This is a genomic window from Paenisporosarcina sp. OV554, assembly GCF_003058165.1.
Taxonomy (GTDB): domain Bacteria; phylum Bacillota; class Bacilli; order Bacillales_A; family Planococcaceae; genus Paenisporosarcina.
On sequence record NZ_QBUC01000018.1, the window covers coordinates 22,987 to 42,588 of the forward strand.

General features: G+C 37.7%; 14 protein-coding genes. 5 read left to right on the forward strand and 9 right to left on the reverse strand.

Going from position 1 to position 19,602, the window contains the following annotated elements:
* The first annotated feature begins 537 nt into the window (after window positions 1-537).
* The 4 genes from C8K15_RS14360 to C8K15_RS14375 all read left to right on the forward strand — a co-directional run bounded on the left by C8K15_RS14360 (window position 538) and on the right by C8K15_RS14375 (window position 6,644).
* Window positions 538-1,521: a quinone oxidoreductase family protein gene (locus tag C8K15_RS14360; protein ID WP_108587075.1), complete on the forward strand. Its 984-nt coding sequence runs from the start codon at window positions 538-540 to the stop codon at window positions 1,519-1,521.
* A complete protein-coding gene (locus C8K15_RS14365; RefSeq protein ID WP_108587076.1) occupies window positions 1,518-2,333 on the forward strand; it encodes an MBL fold metallo-hydrolase in 816 nt (271 codons plus the stop codon). Before C8K15_RS14360 ends, C8K15_RS14365 begins: the two co-directional genes overlap by 4 nt.
* 49 nt (window positions 2,334-2,382) lie before the next feature.
* Window positions 2,383-3,345: an NAD(P)H-dependent glycerol-3-phosphate dehydrogenase gene (locus C8K15_RS14370; RefSeq protein ID WP_108587077.1), complete on the forward strand. Its 963-nt coding sequence runs from the start codon at window positions 2,383-2,385 to the stop codon at window positions 3,343-3,345.
* A gap of 203 nt (window positions 3,346-3,548) precedes the next feature.
* The gene (locus tag C8K15_RS14375) at window positions 3,549-6,644 is read left to right on the forward strand and encodes a cell wall-binding repeat-containing protein (RefSeq protein WP_108587078.1); all 3,096 of its coding nucleotides are present in this window, start codon (window positions 3,549-3,551) and stop codon (window positions 6,642-6,644) included.
* 158 nt (window positions 6,645-6,802) lie between these two features.
* Here the strand turns inward: C8K15_RS14375 and C8K15_RS14380 are convergent, their stop codons facing one another.
* The 3 genes from C8K15_RS14380 to C8K15_RS14390 form a co-directional block, all read right to left on the reverse strand.
* Window positions 6,803-7,585 carry a TerC family protein gene (locus tag C8K15_RS14380; protein WP_108587079.1) on the reverse strand — a complete coding sequence of 261 codons (783 nt, stop codon included), beginning with the start codon at window positions 7,583-7,585 and terminating at the stop codon, window positions 6,803-6,805.
* 73 nt (window positions 7,586-7,658) lie between these two features.
* Window positions 7,659-8,051, reverse strand: coding sequence for a sporulation protein (locus C8K15_RS14385; RefSeq protein WP_108587080.1), 393 nt, complete (start codon window positions 8,049-8,051; stop codon window positions 7,659-7,661).
* 517 nt (window positions 8,052-8,568) lie between these two features.
* Window positions 8,569-8,910 carry an AraC family transcriptional regulator gene (locus tag C8K15_RS14390; RefSeq protein WP_233260510.1) on the reverse strand — a complete coding sequence of 114 codons (342 nt, stop codon included), beginning with the start codon at window positions 8,908-8,910 and terminating at the stop codon, window positions 8,569-8,571.
* A gap of 278 nt (window positions 8,911-9,188) precedes the next feature.
* Between C8K15_RS14390 and C8K15_RS14395 the strand changes: the two genes are divergently transcribed.
* Entirely contained in the window at window positions 9,189-9,971 is a 783-nt protein-coding gene (locus C8K15_RS14395; protein ID WP_108587081.1) for an alpha/beta fold hydrolase, read from the forward strand.
* 112 nt (window positions 9,972-10,083) lie between these two features.
* Here C8K15_RS14395 and C8K15_RS14400 read toward each other — a convergent pair whose 3' ends face one another.
* The 6 genes from C8K15_RS14400 to C8K15_RS14425 form a co-directional block, all read right to left on the reverse strand.
* Window positions 10,084-10,266 carry a serine hydrolase gene (locus tag C8K15_RS14400; RefSeq protein ID WP_108587082.1) on the reverse strand — a complete coding sequence of 61 codons (183 nt, stop codon included), beginning with the start codon at window positions 10,264-10,266 and terminating at the stop codon, window positions 10,084-10,086.
* 194 nt (window positions 10,267-10,460) lie between these two features.
* Window positions 10,461-10,643 (reverse strand): hypothetical protein, encoded by a 183-nt coding sequence (locus tag C8K15_RS14405; RefSeq protein ID WP_108587083.1) that lies wholly within the window; start codon window positions 10,641-10,643, stop codon window positions 10,461-10,463.
* 101 nt (window positions 10,644-10,744) lie between these two features.
* A complete protein-coding gene (locus tag C8K15_RS14410; protein WP_108587084.1) occupies window positions 10,745-11,296 on the reverse strand; it encodes a GNAT family N-acetyltransferase in 552 nt (183 codons plus the stop codon).
* Between the two features lie 889 nt (window positions 11,297-12,185).
* Window positions 12,186-16,403 (reverse strand): S8 family serine peptidase, encoded by a 4,218-nt coding sequence (locus C8K15_RS14415; protein ID WP_108587085.1) that lies wholly within the window; start codon window positions 16,401-16,403, stop codon window positions 12,186-12,188.
* Between the two features lie 345 nt (window positions 16,404-16,748).
* Window positions 16,749-18,041, reverse strand: coding sequence for a helix-turn-helix transcriptional regulator (locus C8K15_RS14420; RefSeq protein WP_158268329.1), 1,293 nt, complete (start codon window positions 18,039-18,041; stop codon window positions 16,749-16,751).
* Between the two features lie 288 nt (window positions 18,042-18,329).
* Window positions 18,330-18,989, reverse strand: coding sequence for a GTP pyrophosphokinase (locus C8K15_RS14425; RefSeq protein WP_108587087.1), 660 nt, complete (start codon window positions 18,987-18,989; stop codon window positions 18,330-18,332).
* Between the last annotated feature and the right edge of the window lie 613 nt (window positions 18,990-19,602).

A 19,602-nucleotide genomic window follows, 5' to 3' on the forward strand; every position in this document is an offset into this window, starting at 1 on the left:
TTTTATTTGTTTTCGACCACTCGTAGTCACTTTCCACCCATTCGGCTATTTCACGCTATCGATTTCATCGTATTATTTGTTTTCGACCATTCAACATGGGTTTCCGCTCACTCATGTTGTGTTTCTAACCACTCATGCTTACTTTCCACCCATTCATAAGGTGTTTTCAACCACTCATAGTCACTTTCCAACCATTCGGCTATTTTCACGCTCGAAATTTCATCATTATTTGTTTTCGCTCATTCAACATTGGTTTCCGACCACTCATGTTGTGTTTTCAACCACTCATAGTCACTTTCCAACCATTCGGCTATTTCACGCTATCGATTTCATCCTATTATTTGTTTTCGACCATTCAACATTGGTTTCCGCTCACTCATGTTGTGTTTTCAACCACTCATAGTCACTTTCCACCCATTCGTCTATTTCAGTCTCGAAGTTCATCACATTTATTCTCTTGTTTGAGCATATTTCTTTCCATTTGGTATGATGAGAAAGAGTCTATACTAATCGTTCTAATTAGGAGGAGATTTTAATATGAAAGCACTTGTATATAACACGTTTGGTGGACCGGAAGTACTGGAATATCGTGAAATCGCTGATCCTGTTATTGGTCCGAATGAAGTTTTAATTCGAATGAAAGCAATCGGTTTGAACTTTGCCGATGTTTATAGAAGAAAAGGAAATTATCATCTTGCTGGTCAGCCTCCATATATTTTGGGCTATGAAGGTGCAGGAATCGTGAAGCAGGTTGGAAAAGACGTACATGGTATACAAGTTGGTGACCACCTTGCCTTTGCGGATGTCCCGTTTGCGAACGCAGAGTTAGTAGCTGTTCCATTAGATAAAGCTATTCCACTTCCAGATAGCATTTCATTTGAAGATGCTTCATCTGTTTTGTTGCAAGGGTTGACTGCTCATTATTTAACGAAGGACAGTTACGCAGTGAAAACCAATGATGTAGTGCTTGTTCATGCGGCAGCTGGCGGTGTTGGACAGCTACTCATTCAGATTGCCAAGTTGCTTGGTGGTAAGGTCATTGGCTTAACTTCTTCTAAAGAAAAAGCTATGGTAGCGCAAGAAGCTGGCGCGGATAACGTGTTCCTTTATTCGGATGACTGGAAGTTGGCAGTACTTGAAGAAACAAACGGGAAAGGTGTCGATGTTGTCTATGAATCAGTAGGATCTACGTTGATGGATAGTTTTGCTGTAACGCGCATCGGAGGTACAGTTGTGTTTTACGGAATGGCTGGCGGAGACCCAGTTGCAATTGATCCGCGTATGTTGATGGATACATCTAAAACTCTGACAGGCGGAGATCTTTGGAATGTCCTCACTTCCCTTGAACAACGTGTGACCCGCTCTAGCGAATTGTTTCAATGGATGGAAGAAGGAAAAGTACGTGTATCTAAACCGACTATCTTTGCACTACATGATGGACAAGAAGCACATCGTTACTTAGAAAGCCGGAAGAGTACCGGGAAAATATTATTGATTCCTTCGAATGGAGAAACGATATGATTATATTTCAAAAAGACGGGCTAACCGTATTTCAAAGCGCTTTATGGAAAACCACAAGTTCAGTGATTGAAACGAATGATTTGATTTTAGTTGTTGATCCTACTTGGTTACCCCATGAAGTTCAGGAAATTCAACAACATGTAGAACACATACGCAATGGGAAAGATTTGTATTTGTTATTTACGCATGGCGATTTCGATCATATTATCGGCTATCACGCATTTCCAGATGCGAAAGTAATCGGTAGCAAAGGCATGCAAGAGCATCCTAGAAAACAATACAAACTTGATTTGATTCAGTCTTTTGACAATGAATATTATGTGGAAAGACCTTATGCAATTGAGTTTCCCACTATTGATATTGTTATAGAGAAAGATGGACAGCAATTAGTACTGGGCGATACAACGATTACCTTTTATTTATCCCCCGGGCACACCCACGATGGATTATTTACCTTCATTGAACCTTTAGGTATTTGGATTACGGGTGATTATTTATCAGACTTTGAACTTCCCTACTTATTTGATAGCGCGAAGGCATATCTAGAAACCCTACAAAAATCGTTTATGATATTGAATAAATATCATGTAGAAGTTCTCGTTCCAGGACATGGACAAGCAACTGAGAGTAAGGAAGAAATGGAACGAAGAATTGACCTGGCCAAAGATTATCTTGAACGATTAATTAATGCAGTGTCAAAAGAAGATGCAGAAGCGGTCCTTGGATTGAAAAAAGAAATGTCGTTTCCATCAAACTTCACGAAAGAATGCCATGAGGAAAACGTTGCTATTATTAAGAGAGAATATAGTTAAAATGGTAGGACTCCCTGCCATTGTATAAACAAATTAGGATGGTGAGATAATGAATGTTTCAGTTTTAGGTTGTGGGCGTTGGGGAACTTTTATTGCTTGGTATGTCAATAAAGTTGGGCATAATGTAACGTTATGGGGCAGAGAAAACTCTAGAAATTACATTGGATTGAAAGAAACCAGAAAAAATGATTACCTTACATTACCCGACGATATTGAATTAAGTACTTCATTAGAAAACGCGGTTTCATCTGCAGACATTATAATCATTTCAATTAGTGCTCAAGAATTACGTTCATTTGCAAATCAATTGAGTTCATTAAATGATTTAGAGGGTAAAACATTCATTTTATGCATGAAAGGTTTAGAAGGTACTAGTGGAAAAAGACTGTCGCAAGTATTTGGTGAAGAAGTCGGGAAAAATATAAATCTTGCTGTATGGGTCGGACCAGGACATGTACAAGATTTTGTGAATAATATACCTAATTGTATGGTTATAGGCTCTGAAAATATTGAAATAACTAAAAAGATTGTTCAAGAGTTTAATAGTGATTTAATTAGGTTTTACTATGGACAAGACCTAATTGGAAATGAAATTGGAGCTGCTACAAAAAATGTTATGGGTATAGCTGCAGGAATGTTAGACGGATTAAATTATAGCAGTTTGAAAGGTTCACTTATGGCAAGGGGGACAAGAGAAATTTCTCGTCTCGTTAGAGCCATGGGTGGAAATGATTTAACGATATACGGGTTAAGTCACCTGGGAGATTACGAAGCAACATTGTTCTCACCGCATAGTCATAATAGAAAATTTGGACAAGCATTTGTTGAAGGAGAAGGATTTGGGAAGCTAGCAGAAGGCGTTTCAACAGTTAAGGCATTAAGAGAACTATCCTTACAGTATGATGTTGACCTTCCACTTTGTAATGCTATTTATGAGGTACTGTTTGAGAATAAAAATGCTAAAGAAACATTAGAAGATTTATTTTTAAGACCTGTAAAATTTGAGTTTTAATATGAAACCCTTGTGACCAAATTTTAATGTACATGTTTCTCGGTTTACCAAACTAATATTTAAAACGCTTGAGTTAGCATGGCTTGAATCTTTGTTATTTTTAAAGTTTATGAATTCATAAATATCGATTGACATATATTAGTATTTTACTGTTTAATGGAAAATGTAGGTATTTCAAAACACTAAATTGGAGGATGATATGTTTGAACAAAAGAAAGTTTATCAGAATAATGGTTGTCGTATTAATTTCAGTATTATTCTTCAGTCAGCTTCCATTGAAGGAAATTAAGGCAAATGAATCAACAGTACCCCAAGAGGAAACACCATTAATCATCTCAACTCCAGTAGAAGATGTTTTTGAGTCTTCAGAACAAATTCATTGGTATAAAATTGATCCTACTCAAGGTGAAATTGCGGATTTCACACATTTACGTATGAAGCTTCAATCTGAAAAAGAGTTAAATATAACAATCTATTCTAGTTTAGAAAATGCGATAGACAATCGTGCATTTGATAGATACATGGGATATTCATTTACAAATGTACCTGCTATCATTGATTTTCCGATTGCATGGGTTGGACCTTATTATGTGAAGGTTGAATATTATGGAGAAGAAAATAGTGAAGGTGAACTTGAAGCGCCGATTGATACAGTTACCCCTTACACAATCAGCTATGATGGCGTTACACTACCTCCAACTAATCTAGTAAGCGCGGAAGAGTGTCCTGCAGAACTAAGTACAAAACAACGAAAAAACGGTAAAGATTTATTATTAGATTTAAGAACAATTCGTGAAGATGTACTAGCAAAAACAAATAAAGGAAAAGATCTGTCAGCTATGTACTATAAAATGGCTCCATTTGTAAGTTCAAAAATGATATTCAATAAAACGTTAAGAGATAACGTTTATAATGATTTAATGCAATTGAAGGAATTATTTACTAGCGTTGCCAAAAATGGTGATGCAAGTACTTACAAAATTACAATAGAAGATCAGAAATCAATCAACAATTTGTATGAAACTGCTCTAGATTCTGTTCCAAATTTCTTAAAAGATCAAATCGAAAAAACTGGAAAGAGCATAGATATTTCTAATTTAACAAATAAAACAGTCTCTTCTATTCTAACAAAGGGCGGATTTACCAAATCCAATGTTAGCAGCAAAGAAAATCGCTTAATTGTTAAATTAAAAGATGGTAGAAAACTAAGCAGCATTCAAGCGAAAACAAAGTCATTTGGCATTCAGTCTATTGCTCCTTTAGAAATGAAGGATTCAATCTTCCCGAATATGTATGTAATGGATGTTGAAAGTAGCTCTTCTAATTTTAATGTAGCATCTAATTCTTTAAAAGCAGCATCAGTGCAAATTTCTAAGCTTCCGGAAGTAGAATTTGCTGAACCCGTACAGCAATACCATGCATTAACAGCAGATTCACAATATCCTTATCAATGGTCATTAAAGAATGAAGTAATTGGTCAAGGTAAAACTGCTGCTGATATTCAATTTGAACAGCTTCAAGAATTGCTAAAAGGAAAGCCCCTAAATGACAATATCATTGCAGTGGTAGATACTGGGGTTGACCATACACTTGCAGATTTAGGTGGGCGTGTACAAGCAGATGATGGCTATAATTTTATAAATAATAGCTCAAATGCAATGGATGACAACGGTCATGGTACTCATGTTTCGGGCATCATTGCAGCTGAAGGAAATAACCAGTATTCAATGTCTGGCATCAATTCACACTCTAAAATTCTACCTGTTAAAGTGCTTGACGAAAGTGGCAATGGTGACACGGAGCAAATTGCGTACGGCATTAAATATGCGGTGGATAATGGGGCTGATGTCATTAATCTAAGTCTTGGTGGATACTACAGCAGAGTGCTCGAATATGCGCTTAAATACGCAAATGACCATGGAGTAACTGTTGTAGCAGCAAGCGGAAATGATGGAGCTGAAGAAATCGCTTATCCTGCATCATCAAAGTATGCAATTTCAGTAGGAGCAACTAATCGTCTTGATATTGTTTCAGATTATTCCAATTATGGAAAAGGAATAGACCTTGTTGCACCAGGAACAGAGATACCAAGTCTTATGCCAGATGGCAATGTCACATATATGTCTGGGACTTCTATGGCAACTCCTCATGTAGCGGCAGTTGCAGGAATTCTTCTCGCGCGAAATCCCGATTTATTGCCAGGTGAAGTAGAAAAAATCTTAACAAAAACTGCAGTTGATGTAACATTTGAAGAACAAGATAATCCCGGTAATGGAGAATACCCAGAATATCCAGAATATCCAGGAGAAGATCCTTACCCCATCGAACAGCCTATACCAGGATATGATAATGTTTCCGGCTGGGGAAGACTTGATGCTTACAGTGCAGTTAGTTCTCTTGATAAAAAGGCTGCCTCAATGGAGCGTATTTCTGGTTCTAGTCGTTATGAAACCGCAGTAAATGTATCCAAAAAAGGCTGGGAACAATCAAATGTTGCGGTTATTGCGACAGGAAAAAATTATCCAGATGCATTAAGTGCAACACCACTTGCTTATAAAAATAAGGCACCTCTTTTATTAACAGATACAAAATCACTTCCAGCTACTGTGAAGGCAGAGCTTAAACGTCTAAAAGTTAAAAAAGTAATATTAATTGGTGGAAAATCCGCTATCACTACTAATGTTGAAAAAGAGATAAAAGGATTAGGAATTACGAGTATTTCAAGAATCAGTGGCTCAGATCGCTATGAAACATCTGTCAATATTGCTAAACAACTTGGCAGTACAGGACGAGCAGTAGTAGTAACAGGCGAAGGTTTTGTAGATGCTCTATCAATTGCACCTATTGCAGCTTCACTTAACATGCCAATCCTTTTAACGAAGAAAAATGCAATTCCTACTTCTGTTAGCCAATTTGTAACATCAAGCAAATTTAATCAGACTTTTGTTATTGGCGGATCGTCTGTTGTTCCTGATAAGATTGCTAGTGGTTTCCCACACCATATGCGAATCAACGGTGTAAGTCGTTATGAAACGAATAGCAACATTATTAATCACTTTGCTGGTGAACTAGATATGTCTAGCGTATTTATTGCAACGGGTTCAAATTATCCGGATGCATTGTCTGGCTCTGCTTTAGCAGCTGTTCATGGCAATCCAATAATTTTAACGAATCCGTCAGTTGCCCAGCAAATAACGAAAGATACAATTTCTAAGTATGCTGATTTAGCTGAAAAGTATTTTATCATCGGAGGAGAGACTGCTCTTCCTAAATCTTTAATTGAATCATTATTTGAATAACATGTAAAAAACCCCTGATTTCTTTCAGGAAAAAAGCTTGTAGAGAGTTTCTCTACAAGCTTTTTTTTCTTCTAATCCCTTTTCCGAGTAATTTTTGTTCTCAGATTGGATTATGTTTTCAGAGTACAGTTTTCCATATAGTAAGCACGAAAATAATATTATAAAGTATTGTTATCTATGGGCTGTTCTTCATCCGTATTCTTCGTTAGGAACCAACCAGCTGCGGCAATTCCAAGTAATACTGCGTAGAAGATGAGCTTCCACTCAGTGGAATGTGCGAATTCATATGAGATCACGCCAACGTCAGGGTGACCCAAAGTTAAGACAGCAAGCTTCACACCTACCCAGCCAACAATGGCAAACGCGGCAATTTCAAGACCAGGCTTCGCATGTAGCAATTTCACAAAGTAGTTTGCTGCAAAACGCATGATAATCAAACCAATCAACCCTCCCGCAAAAATAACGAGGAACTTCCCGCCATCCATGCCACCGATTGAAGGGAGATTGGTGTTCGGCAATGTCATCGCCAACGCCACAGCAGCTAATATTGAGTCGACTGCAAAAGCGATATCCGCTAATTCCACTTTGAAAACTGTTCCCCAGAAACCTGATTTCTTCTTTTCTTTTTCTTCTGTTTTCTGAATCTTTTTATTGAAGTAAAGCTTTCTAACGATATGATTGATCGCAATGAATAACAAATATAAAGCTCCTATTGCTTGTACCTGCCAAACATCGACAAGGAAAGAAATAATGAATAATGAACCAAAGCGGAAAACGAAAGCTCCTGCTAGTCCGTAGAACAATGCCCTTCTTCTCTCTTCCTCAGGAAGATGCTTTACCATAATTGCTAATACAAGTGCATTATCCGCTGCCAATAATCCTTCGAGACCAATTAATAATAGTAAAACCCAACCGTATTCTAATAATATCGATGCATCCAAATCATTTTCATCCTTTCAAATTTAAGTTATTTGTAATTCACTCTGTTATTTTAAGACTCCTTTTGGAGAGGGATTATGTTTTTAGAATCGTTATGACATCATGATCCAAGCTCTCTACACCTTCATTGAAAGCAAGACGGGACTTGAAGCGATACGATACTAGATTGTCTACATGTAGCGAATGTGGAATTCTAAATGTAAAAGGGATGTGATTTTCGGCATTCGATTCGATGTACTTTGTGGTGTAAATTGTAATAGCATCGACCACTCTTCCTGCTTTTTGGTTTTCATTATCAGACATCACAAGATCACATTCGATTCGCTTCAATTGCTGTCCAATAAGCCCCCCCTTGACCACAAATACTCCTTTTACTTGTTCCCCTAACTCGTACGTATCCTTTTCAAGTATTAAATCGATTCTTGCAGAACCTACTCCTAATAACGCCATATATTTCCTCAGTATCATATATATCCTCCTGTTTTAATTTTTAGCTGAGATGCTCCAATTCACTGGTACGATTCCGGTCTGTAAATAGAAAAAAACCTTTACCAGAACAGGCAAAGGTTTTGAAAAAATAAAAGACCTCTACCAATTGGTAAAGGTCTTGCTAACAACGAAGTCGTTGCCAACAAAGCCGGGAGAATGAAAACTCCGTAATGACGACCTTGCTGTAAAAGCTACTCCCCTTTAGGAGTTACGATTCAACTAATTACTACTAATATATTATAATCTCCACCATTTGTCAAATACTACAACGTTTCTCTTAAGTCCATTTATTTTCATCTGAAATCCATTTACTTTCTTTTAAAATCATAAGTATGAAAAAAGAAGTAGGACGGTAATTTAAGCTCGGATTCACCCGCACAATTTTGATTGTTTATTTTTGGGATTCAAGAATGAACTGGTAAGTAAATCGCTACCTCCTCCACTTCGTTTTCTATTGGATGATAAGTCTCTACAATATAAGATTCTAAGTCGCTTTCTAAACCTTTTCATCGGCCCATTTTAATAAATGCATGTGAAGATCTTCAACATCTGTTATTTTCCCTCTAGTTGTCACGTAATATTGTGTGGCTTCAATATATTCCATTCCGGAAGGAACTTCCTTTGCCTTATCAACAACATTTAATCCAACATAATAGTTACCTTCCAGATGGTTTTCACCCCTCTTTGGTTCAAAAAGTGCAATTTCAGTATCCGAAGAATTTTGAATTTCGTTAGTTCGACTCATAAATTGTTGAGCCAATACTGGAACTTCACTACCAAAGTTGGCGAAGGCTCCTCTGTTTTTTATGCCTACTACTTTAAACTCTTTTTTAACCATTTTACATTCCACTATAACTCCTCCTAAAAAAGTATTATCATATTAGTTCTATAAAATCAGACAATTCCCTTTTCTTCTCCAACAAAATTGAATATAAAAAAGAGCACCCGTTAGTTGAACAACGAGTTGAATTTATAGATTTCAAAATTATTTTTTGACTGATAAAACCACATCAGCATAGAGAAAGAGGTGCATACACAACCCAAGAATTTTCACCTATGTTTCCCTAGATGAGTATCTTATTGTTGATGCCACTTTAATTAAACGGAGGGAACAACATGGGATACTTTGTTACTGTAGAACCTGGTGTAAGAATATATGTAGAGGATGTAAACCCGGAGGGAAATAAAACAATTCTATTTATACATGGTTGGCCATTAAACCATAAGCAGTTTGAATATCAGTTTAATGTTCTTCCAGCAAAGGGATATCGATGTATAGGTATTGACTGGAGGGGTTTCGGTAATTCGGATAAACCATTCAATGGCTACAATTTTGACAGATTGGCAGATGATATCCATGCAGTAGTAGAGGCGTTGCAGTTAAAAGACTTCACACTTGCTGGACACTCCACAGGGGGCGCGATCTCGATTCGATACATGGCGCGATATCAAGGGTATGGAGTATCTAAACTTGTCCTTATAGACGCGCAATCTCCGTATAGTGTTCAAGAAGAAGTTGCAAATATGTTCATTTCAGGATCACTTAATGATCGACCTAAAATGTTGCAGGGATTAAATGATCTCTTCTTCTTCCAGTATCTTACCACCCCATTATCGGACTGGTTTTTTCAGATAGGATTACAGGCAGCTGGTTGGTCGACTGTAGCAGTAATGAAGACACTAAGAGATGAGAACGTGTACTATGATCTTGACAAAATACTAGTACCTACACTGATTATTCACGGAATACATGATAAAATTGTTCCGTTTGATAAAGCTCAGGAAACAAATACGCTAATAAAAAATTCACTGCTTGTTCCATTTCAATACAGCGGTCATGGTCCTTTTTGGGAAGAACGTGAGAAGTTTAACCAGCTATTGATGCAATTTATTGGCTAATAGTTCACTTCAGCTAACGGATAACGATATTTTTTTAACCGCTCATGTCATGGGCGGTTTTCCTTTGTAAAAATCAACAGTAAACGATAACAGAGCCTTGGATGTTAGAAACTTACTTACTGATTGAACAAGAATTAAAAATAGAACTACCGTTCACAATTTTATCTGTTCCTGATTCAAGTAATCCAAAGCATTCTGTATTACTGATTTGACCATTATCAATTACTGCAATGCTTAATCCGGATACATTGTAATGCTTCATACGCTCGGCGATGTTTATATTTTTAAAGTTCATATATAAGATCTCCCATTTGTTAGCTTGATTACAACACCATTTTGAATTTACGTTCTTATCTAAATGAATCGTGTTAAACTAATCTGCCTTGTTAGTTTAATAAGAAAAAAGAGTTGTCTAAGTAGCTCAATGATCTTCAACTAAAGCTCCCGTTAGTTGAAGAAATTTATTGTAGAGTTGAACAAAACTGTTGATTAAGAAATCTTTTCTTCTCGCTCTTTTATATTCATATAGAGAAGAACACTGACACAGAAAATTGCACCAATTGTACTGGTAATAACTCTCAACAATCGAGTTTCATCAAAACCAAAAAGCCAATGTCCTAAAGTATATAAAGCTGATAGAACAATAAACCATCGAAGTAATATTTTTTTCATTTGCTAGTAACTCCTTATTTCAAACAAATAATGCCGTACTTATGTAAGTTTACCTCGGTCTGCATTCATTAGGAATGTTGATTTTAATTGGAAACGCCCTCTTAATAGAGATAACCTAGAAAATCTAAGTCACCTTCAGTCCATTCATTCATACCAATTTTCTTAATCATCAATTCACTTTTTTCTTCATAGCCTATGCCCAGTATAGTTTGATTTCTATCCTCGATTTTCAACCATTTACATTTGTTCTTAACAGATTTGTAGCCGTTCTTTAAATACAATGTCTTATTGTCGGCAAATAAAAGTAAAAAATCAATATCCTTCTTTACACAGTATTTATCAATTTCTGATAGTAAAAGTGAAGCTATTCCTTTTGTACGGGATTCTCGTGAAACACATAAGTCAATTATTCCAAGCACTTTTATAAGTTTTCCACTAAGATTCATAACTCGGTAATCTAACCCAACCTGTGCAAGAAGGTGTTTCTCCTCGTTAAAAGCTAAGAATCTAAAATGAGGCACTTGTTTAAAATAAATCCTATTATTTGGATAAATATCCTGAAAACTCACAGTTAATAACTCTTGAATATTTTCGGTCAGTTCATTATCAATTTCGCACTCTAAAACCTTTTTTATCTTCAAATTCTTTATCATAAATAAAAAATCCTTTCTTTAAATATCCTTCTTTTAGTAAACTATTTTTCCAATCTACATTACACAGTTGTGTCAGTTTTCAAACTATAACTTGATAAAGCAACCACAATAATCGCTAAGATAATTCTAACTATTTTTCAAAATGATATTCAACTAAAGCACCCGTTAGTTGAATAAGTCGTTTTATCTATCATTATCTAAATCATCATCAAGAAAAGATTTTTTATTATCTTTAATTCCATACTTTTTTTAAAGAAAATCACCAATTATTGAATTGTTAATACCTCCCCCTAAATTTTACCACAAATAATCTTACCCCTTTTGAAGTAAATCACCTGCGGTCACTCTTCTTCTTCATCTGGAATAGTTTGTAGTTTCACTGTCACGGTTGTGAATCGAAGGTTTTTTCTTTAGTTCTTTCGTTTATCTTTCCATATTATGATGGAGGCACAGACATTCAGTCTACAATGATTCATCTCTAACATCATGTTATAGCTACGGTGATTAGACTCTATGGAAACAGTTCCGGAATCATCTACCGACTAAGTGATACCTGATACCCATCTCTATACATCATCGATTGACAATCCAATTTGCAACAACAACTGTCTATAGTTGTGGAAGATACGTTGAAAGTATTCTGTATTTGATGCACCTAGCATATGTCTGAATTTGTTCGTATTTTGCCAAGTTCTTTCCTCCTGCTTTTCCTTATAGAACAGAGATTAAAGTAAAAAAAACCGGCAACGTCGTAATGAAGCGTCACCGGTCTTTATTAATCATATAAATCATCTAGAGCCAATCTGTAGTTGGTACATGAGATGTTGTAAAACATATCTAATTGGCTCTAAAATAGTTGTTTCAAAGCGTACAATAGAACTGTACCTGCTTATTTTTTCGGCTCTAGACCAATTGCACGTAAGAAGTCTTCTAATCCTTTTTTGCCGTGTTTTTCTTTTGGCTTGGCGTTTTTCTTCGCGTCCGGCCCTACTTTTAAGAAGTTCTTTTCAATAAAGCGAACATCTTTTTCGTCAACAATTCCGTCCTGGTTCAAATCTTCTTTCTTATGATCCTTTCCGTAAAAAGCAACCACTTGGACGATATCTTGAATATCAATCATTTTATCGCCGTTCACATCACCGGCAAGGTTGTCATCCATACGTGCACTGTAAAGTTGCCCGACTAATTCCCCGTCCTGCATTTTACCGAGCTTTGTTGTCAGCTTACTCTGCAAGTGACCTGGTATCTCCACGTTAATATCGTATTCTTTATCACTTACAGGAACATTATGAATCTCAAATTGGCCGTTTTTATCAATGGTTCCTGTATATTTCTGTCCATTCCCGGTAACGGCGTACACTTTCGCTCCTAATTTTGTGTAGTCGTTAGTGGATAACCATCCTTGTTCATTCAGGAAAGCCTCTGGTTCGATATGCCCTCGAATCATGGAATGCTTTGAAATAAGGGTAAATCCTTTAGCTTGAAAAGCAGAAATCGTAACCACATCCGCTGCACCAGATTGTGTATAAGAGAATTGATCCGGTTTAAATGACAGGAAGCCATTCACACTTTCATCATTTGTTACTTCGAACGTGACATCCAAGAATGGCGTATCGCCATCCAGTCCTTTAAATTCATTTCCCTCTAAGGATGCACCGACTTTCACCTTGGCACCCCAATCGTCTTCCGCGATAGCCGGATTTGAGAGTTTCACGTTCAGTCCATGTTCTTCCGCATATTTTGTAAGCGCAGGATTCGGTTTGACATCTGTGAATGTAAACATTTTTTTATCATACGGAACTTCCAATGTACCGGATAGGAGCTGTTTGACATTATTCAAGTTTAAAGTCAACGTGATTTTTTCACCCAGCCTGACTTTGTCTTTGTTATAACTTGAGACAGCGTATTCTGTTCCTTCTTTGACAAAGGTATAATCTTTAAATCCATATCCCATGCTGCCTGCCGTCGCAGTGTCAAATCCAAACAATCGTAAATTTAACGGCTCGTTCACTTCCTCTGGAAGCACCCCGAATTTAAAGTCCCCGTTTGCTTGAATCGTGTTCAATAGGCCTGACGGAAAAGCAGAATTTTGATAATATGCGATCATATTTGCTTTTTGATCATATGGAAGGCCCTTCGCCTTTAACGCATCTACCGTTGAGTCATAAATATTGCCGTGCACCCATACCGCATGCTCGCCGTCTTCATTCGTGAACATGGATTCATTCACCTCATGAACACCCGGTTGAAGATCTTTGAACTTCATTTCTGGAATGGTATTGTCAATGATGATACTGTCGCCTTTTGTATAGGATTTTCCTTCATTATCGTATCCGATGAAGTCAAGTTCGTAATCTCCCTCAGGCAACGTGACTGGTCTATCCGCAATCGGATGGGAAGGATCGCCTGTAAATGGGTACACATAGCCCCCCATACCGGAGAACATGATATATTCGAGATTCGGTTTTATGTCGCTTGCGTCAAGTGTTCCAACAAGTCCTAATGTTTTTCCTGTTTTTCGATCCTTCACAACGGCATCAATCGTTTTCAGCGGACTGTTCAATTTGAATGTCAACGGCGAGGACGGCCTTTCCATATATGGATGGAAGTTTGTCGAATCTGTTGCCATCGCGTCCCGAAGCAAATCTACAGATGCAAGTCCCCGCTCTGTCAAACGAACGGCAAACGGAACTTGGTACGTTTCTGTTTCATTATGTTTGTTGGTGATGTGGATGTACCCTTCATATCTTCCGAATTCCGCGTTTTCCGGAATGAAAATTTCAGGATGGATTTCCCCGGATGCTCCAGCAGCTACTTTAATGGAATCCTGCACATTCAATATCACACCGTTTTTCGCCGCGTCTTGTACGCCTACACTCGTTGGCGAATATTCTACTTCTATTTTGAACTCTTTTTCATCTGTTTTATTGTTGTTTTTAATCACAACTTTTCGACTGTCTGTAATCGGCGTATGTTGTTCCAATTGGTATTTGTGACCGAACACAATCGAGCCGGTTTTCTCTTCCATTTCCACTTCTTCGTCATTTTCGATGCTTGGTGTTTTATCGATGACCTCAATGGCTGTATCTGCATGAACGGCTTTATACGCATCGATTCGCCCTGCACCCACCTCGTACACGGAACGCTCTTCTTTTAAATCAACCGCCGTGTTCATGAGCGCCTCTTTCACATCAAACGGGTTATAATCCGGGTTCGCTTGTAAAATCAATGCTGCTACACCCGACGTATGAGGAGTCGCCATGGATGTGCCGGACATACGCTCATACGCTACCGTATAATTGTCTCCGTCTTTCGGGTCGTTGATATATTCTGGGACAGTCGAGAAAATCGCCACACCCGGCGCTACGACATCCGGTTTAATATCATCCGTTTGACTCACAGGACCTCGGGAACTGAAATCAGCCAAGCGGTCGCCCTCTGTTTTTGTGTTGCTGAGCTCTCCGAATGTCAAGGTGACATCTCCTTGTGCCCGCAATTTCTCGCCATCTGCCTTTGTCAAACGGAAGGAAGGAATAGAAGATGTACTTTCTCCGAGATAAGCCGTGATTTCACCTTCTACATTGTTGTACATGATTACAGCCTTCGCGCCTGCTTGCATGGCATTTTTAATTTTTTCATCGAATGCAATTTCGCCACGTTGGATGAGCACAAGCTTTCCTTTTACATCTTTCCCTGTAAAGTCAGCTGGTTTTCCAAGCCCTGCATATACAACCGATAACGGTTGCCCTTTTAAGTCCTCAAGCTTGTCCGTAAAGCTTTTGCCGAGCAACATCATCTTGTCTATATGCCAATCGCCTGCATCCACCGTAAATGTCGGAATGGTTATCGCTGCGTCGCTTGCGCCAACTGTAATCGGAAGAGCCGCAGACCCAGGCGAACCGAGGCTTCCTTCTCCCGGTCCCGCATTTCCGGCCGCCACAACCGTTACGACCCCAGCTAACATCGCATTATTTACTGCCACGGATGTAGGATATAAAGGATCATTGATGTTAGCTCCTAATGACAAGTTGATCACATCCATACCGTCTTTTACCGCTTTGTCGATCGCGGCCAGAACACCATTTGTATCCCCGCTTCCGTATGGACCTAACACTCGGTATGCATACAAGTCTACACCAGGAGCTACCCCTTCAACCGCATAATCCACCGTGTTTTTCTTGTCTGCGGCAATCGTTCCGGCTACATGTGTCCCATGGGATGTATAGTAAGGACTGCCATTATAGACCTCAGGATAACCGCCGGAATTTTGCCAATCCTTGTATGTTGTTTCCATCGGATCTGCATCGTCATTGACGAAATCCCAACCTTTTACAGAGTTCGGATCGACTTTTGTTGGATCCGCTCCTTCTTGAGTACGATATCCTTTATACGCGTCTTTTAAATCAGGGTGATTATAATCGATTCCTGTATCCAATACCCCAACTTTAATGCCCTTACCCGTTATGTTTTCCGCATGGAGCTTGTCCACGCCGATTTGCGGAACACTGTCCGCCATTTTCGGCTGTACAGCGGCCTTAGCTGTTTCTTTCGGTAAATCGAGCTGTACCTCCTGATCGTTCCAGACGCGCTTTACAGCACCAGATCGCACCAAATCTTCAATTATATTGCCAGGCAAGGTCATGGCCACGCCATTGAACGCGCTCTTATATTCTCTTGTGATTTTGGCGGATTGAAAGTCTTTCTCTGCATCTCTCTTTTTTTGCAGCTGTTGCAGGGCTACTTTAAATTCGTGATGAGATTCTTCCACCTTTTGTTCTGCGGCAGAAGACGTAAGCTTCTTTCCTTTCGCTGCTTGCTTTAATACTTCCACTTTGGCAGGTGCCTGTTCAAATTCTACGATTACGTTTACTTTCTCTGGCGTTGATGTATTGATATCCGGAGAAATGACGAAGCCTGGTCCTGCCTCCAGTGTTTTCAAAGCATGGCGCTGTTCCTTTGTGAGATTGCTTAATACAGCTTTCGCATCAGTAACTCCAGCTGGCTTAGATGTGTTTTCCGCTAATACGTTGTACGGAACGCCGGATGATAATAGCATACTGGCAGCTAATGCTCCAGTAAGAATTTTGATAGATTTCTTCCCCTTCATGTTGTTCCCCCTCTATTGACATTCATTGTTCTTTACACAAGTGATCATTAGTTTCTCAACCATTTACTTGGCAAAAATAAGATGATCTATTCCTTTGTGTAATCTAAATTATAGACAAAACAGAAGAGTCTGTTAATTTGGAAAACAACGGTCATTTAAAGTCAGATTTTGTGCTTTTCAGGGGATTTTTCTCGAAAAAACAAACAAATACTCGAAAAAAACATTGATTATCGTATGTTTTTAAACTTTGGAAAATTTCTAAAAATCAAAACATATTACAGATTTAATCACCAAAAAAAAGGACAACTGGTTCACAATTGTCCTTTTCATCTATTAAAATACTCATTACTTCTCTAATAACCTCAAGTTCTCAAGCGTCACAGGATTCCCAATATTATGAAGCGCATTTTTAAGAATCCGATTGGATGCTAGAAGATAATGATTAACGGAAGTCAGATCTTTTTTTTCCTTATAATACGCTGTTATCATATCTAAATATTTTATCGCTCTTCTGAAATGCATACGCCGTTCGAGTGTCGGCAGCCCATGCTTAATTAAATATTGGACAAGCGTCTTTTTATCTCCCAGGGCTTCAAGATAAAGTATTTTTTGTTCTACATACATTGGTGATTTTCGGTCTTGGAAGGAATCCAATTCTTGTTTTAACAGCGCGGCCGCCTTTTCATGTTCATTAAATTCGGTAAGCGCTTCTGCGAAACTTGAGACGGTCACATAATAGGAGAGTGTATATTTTTGCTTTAAATCAAGGGATTTAGAGAAATATTCGAGCATCTTTTGAAAATTTCCTTGTCTGTGATACAAGAATCCTAGGTTATGAAGAGCGATTGCTTTCATGTCTGTATTCCGCAGTAATTCAGCGTCACTTAAGACGAGAACGAGCATTTGATCCGCTCGCTCAAATTTACCGATGTATATTAAATTAACGGCTATAATGATTTTTACATGTACAATACGTAATATATTGTTCGTATCTTGCAAAACGCGCAATGCCTTGTTTGCATAATGAAGAGACAAAGAATACTGATACAAAAGGCCATGCGTTGCCGCTCTATAGTAATAATAATCAGTGATTTTTTCACTATATTGTACTGCTTTGTCTTCTAAACGATTCAAAATCTCGAGCGATTGTACGTATTGTTGTTTGTGACCATAATAAATGGCTTGAAGGAAATCCCATACATACGCCTCAAATGAAGAATACTTTGCTACATCCTTTTTCATTTTCGATGATACTTCTTCAAATTCTGAAAATCGATCCAAGAATAATAAGTAACGAAGCATATATAGTTCATATAAATAGATCATCTCCGTGCATTGGACATATTCTTTATGCTCCAATAGCTCTTTATATAATGCTGCCGCTTTCTCTTTTTGAAGCCGTTCCATAGCATCATAAAAAAGTTCTAGCTGTCGTTTTAGAAGCTGTGTTTTTTTATTTTCTTCCTCAATGGATATATGCAATCTCTCACATAGCAATTGTAACGTTTTTGTATTTGCTTCTTTGAAATTGTTTTCGATTCTACTCAGGTGACTAACAGAACAAATCCCGTGGCAAAGCTGTTCCTGTGTCTTATGCTGCTTCTTGCGGTGATAATAAATGATTTTCCCTATAGACATAAAGCACCCCACCCTAGTTATCTGACTTTTTTTATCATTCATTATACTACATGAAGTTGAAAAACGACGAAGAGAAGAAAATGTTATTATTTCTGTGGAATTTATAGAAAGAACAGCGTTTCCATGACTTTTTCTATTTCATAAGAAATGAATCTCTTTTCTCAAGAACTAAAAAACTACATGTCTCTAATGGTTCTCTAACAGTTAGCAAAAAAAGAGTAGGTTTGGAAAATATCCAACCTACTCTTTTTTACTTAGCTTGCCATTTATTGTCTCTGTTTTCATTATTTATCCATTTGAATCTGTTTCACTAGATAGTAGTTGAATTCTTAATTTAGACATTTCTTTGTCCAGTAACGAGGAAGCATTGGATAGCTCAATTAATTGTTTTTGAGCTTCTTCCGGTATCGATTCACCTTGATATTTATAGTTGAGTTTATGTTCTGTTGATGCCCAAAAATCCATAGCGGATGTTCGGATTTGGATTTCTGCGGGAACCCATATCACTTCATTAGATAAGATGACTTGCGTTTCTACAACAAGATGAAGGCTTTTGTAGCCACTCTTTTTAGGTTCTTTAATATAGTCTTTTACTCTAATCATGCGAATATCTTCACGCTGCTCGATATGTTCCTTCAGCAAATATACATCATCAATAAAGCTAGTGACAATTCGTACTCCGACAATATCTCGTATTTCTTGTTTAATAGATTCTTGAGTCAGCGGAATTTCTTTATTTTCAATCTTCTCAACCAATGACATAATAGTTTTCAAGCGTGTTTTCATATGCTCGATGGGAGAGTATCCGTGTTTCGATTTCCATTCAAGATCAATAATATTGAAATCACTCTTCAACTCATATAATGCCATCTCATATGGGATGAAAAAGCCTTTCCAGTTTTTTAAAACCGTTTGCACTAAATCGATCTTATGTGTCTCTTGATACATATTAAACACCCCTTGATTAAAATCACACTTTATTATTCTGTCATCATATCACAGGTGGTTTGAATCGGATATATGAGAATGACTAGCCAGTGGATGAAATGGAAGTGTAATCGTGTTGTAGAAACAAGCTAAATTGAAGAACGTTTGAGCTCCCCACAACTGCGAGAAATCCATTATCTTTACCCTTTCTTACTTCAAAAACATTGAGGCCGACACCCATCGTTCTTCAACTAAAGCACCCGTTAGTTTAAGTACATTACTTCACAATGTTTAGTTTTGATAGTCCAGTTAAATAATCCTTTTACTTCTTTTCAACATATAATATTTAGACCCTAACTTAAAGGAGTGAAATAACATAGGATTTTTTCAGCCCGAGGGAACAATGGCACCAACTTCCCCTCCCCCACCTCTCATACCAACAAAACCTTCTGTATCCTATATAATTGACTGTGTATATCAAAACACTTATGTATGGCTTATAAATGGGGACCAATTCTGGTTTTACCCAACTCGCGTGGAATATGGTGAAGTATCTGGATATAGATGGAACGGTTCCTTCTGGCAATTCTACGGAATTGACCCAAGATTTATAGATGCTGTTGCCTGTTATCCT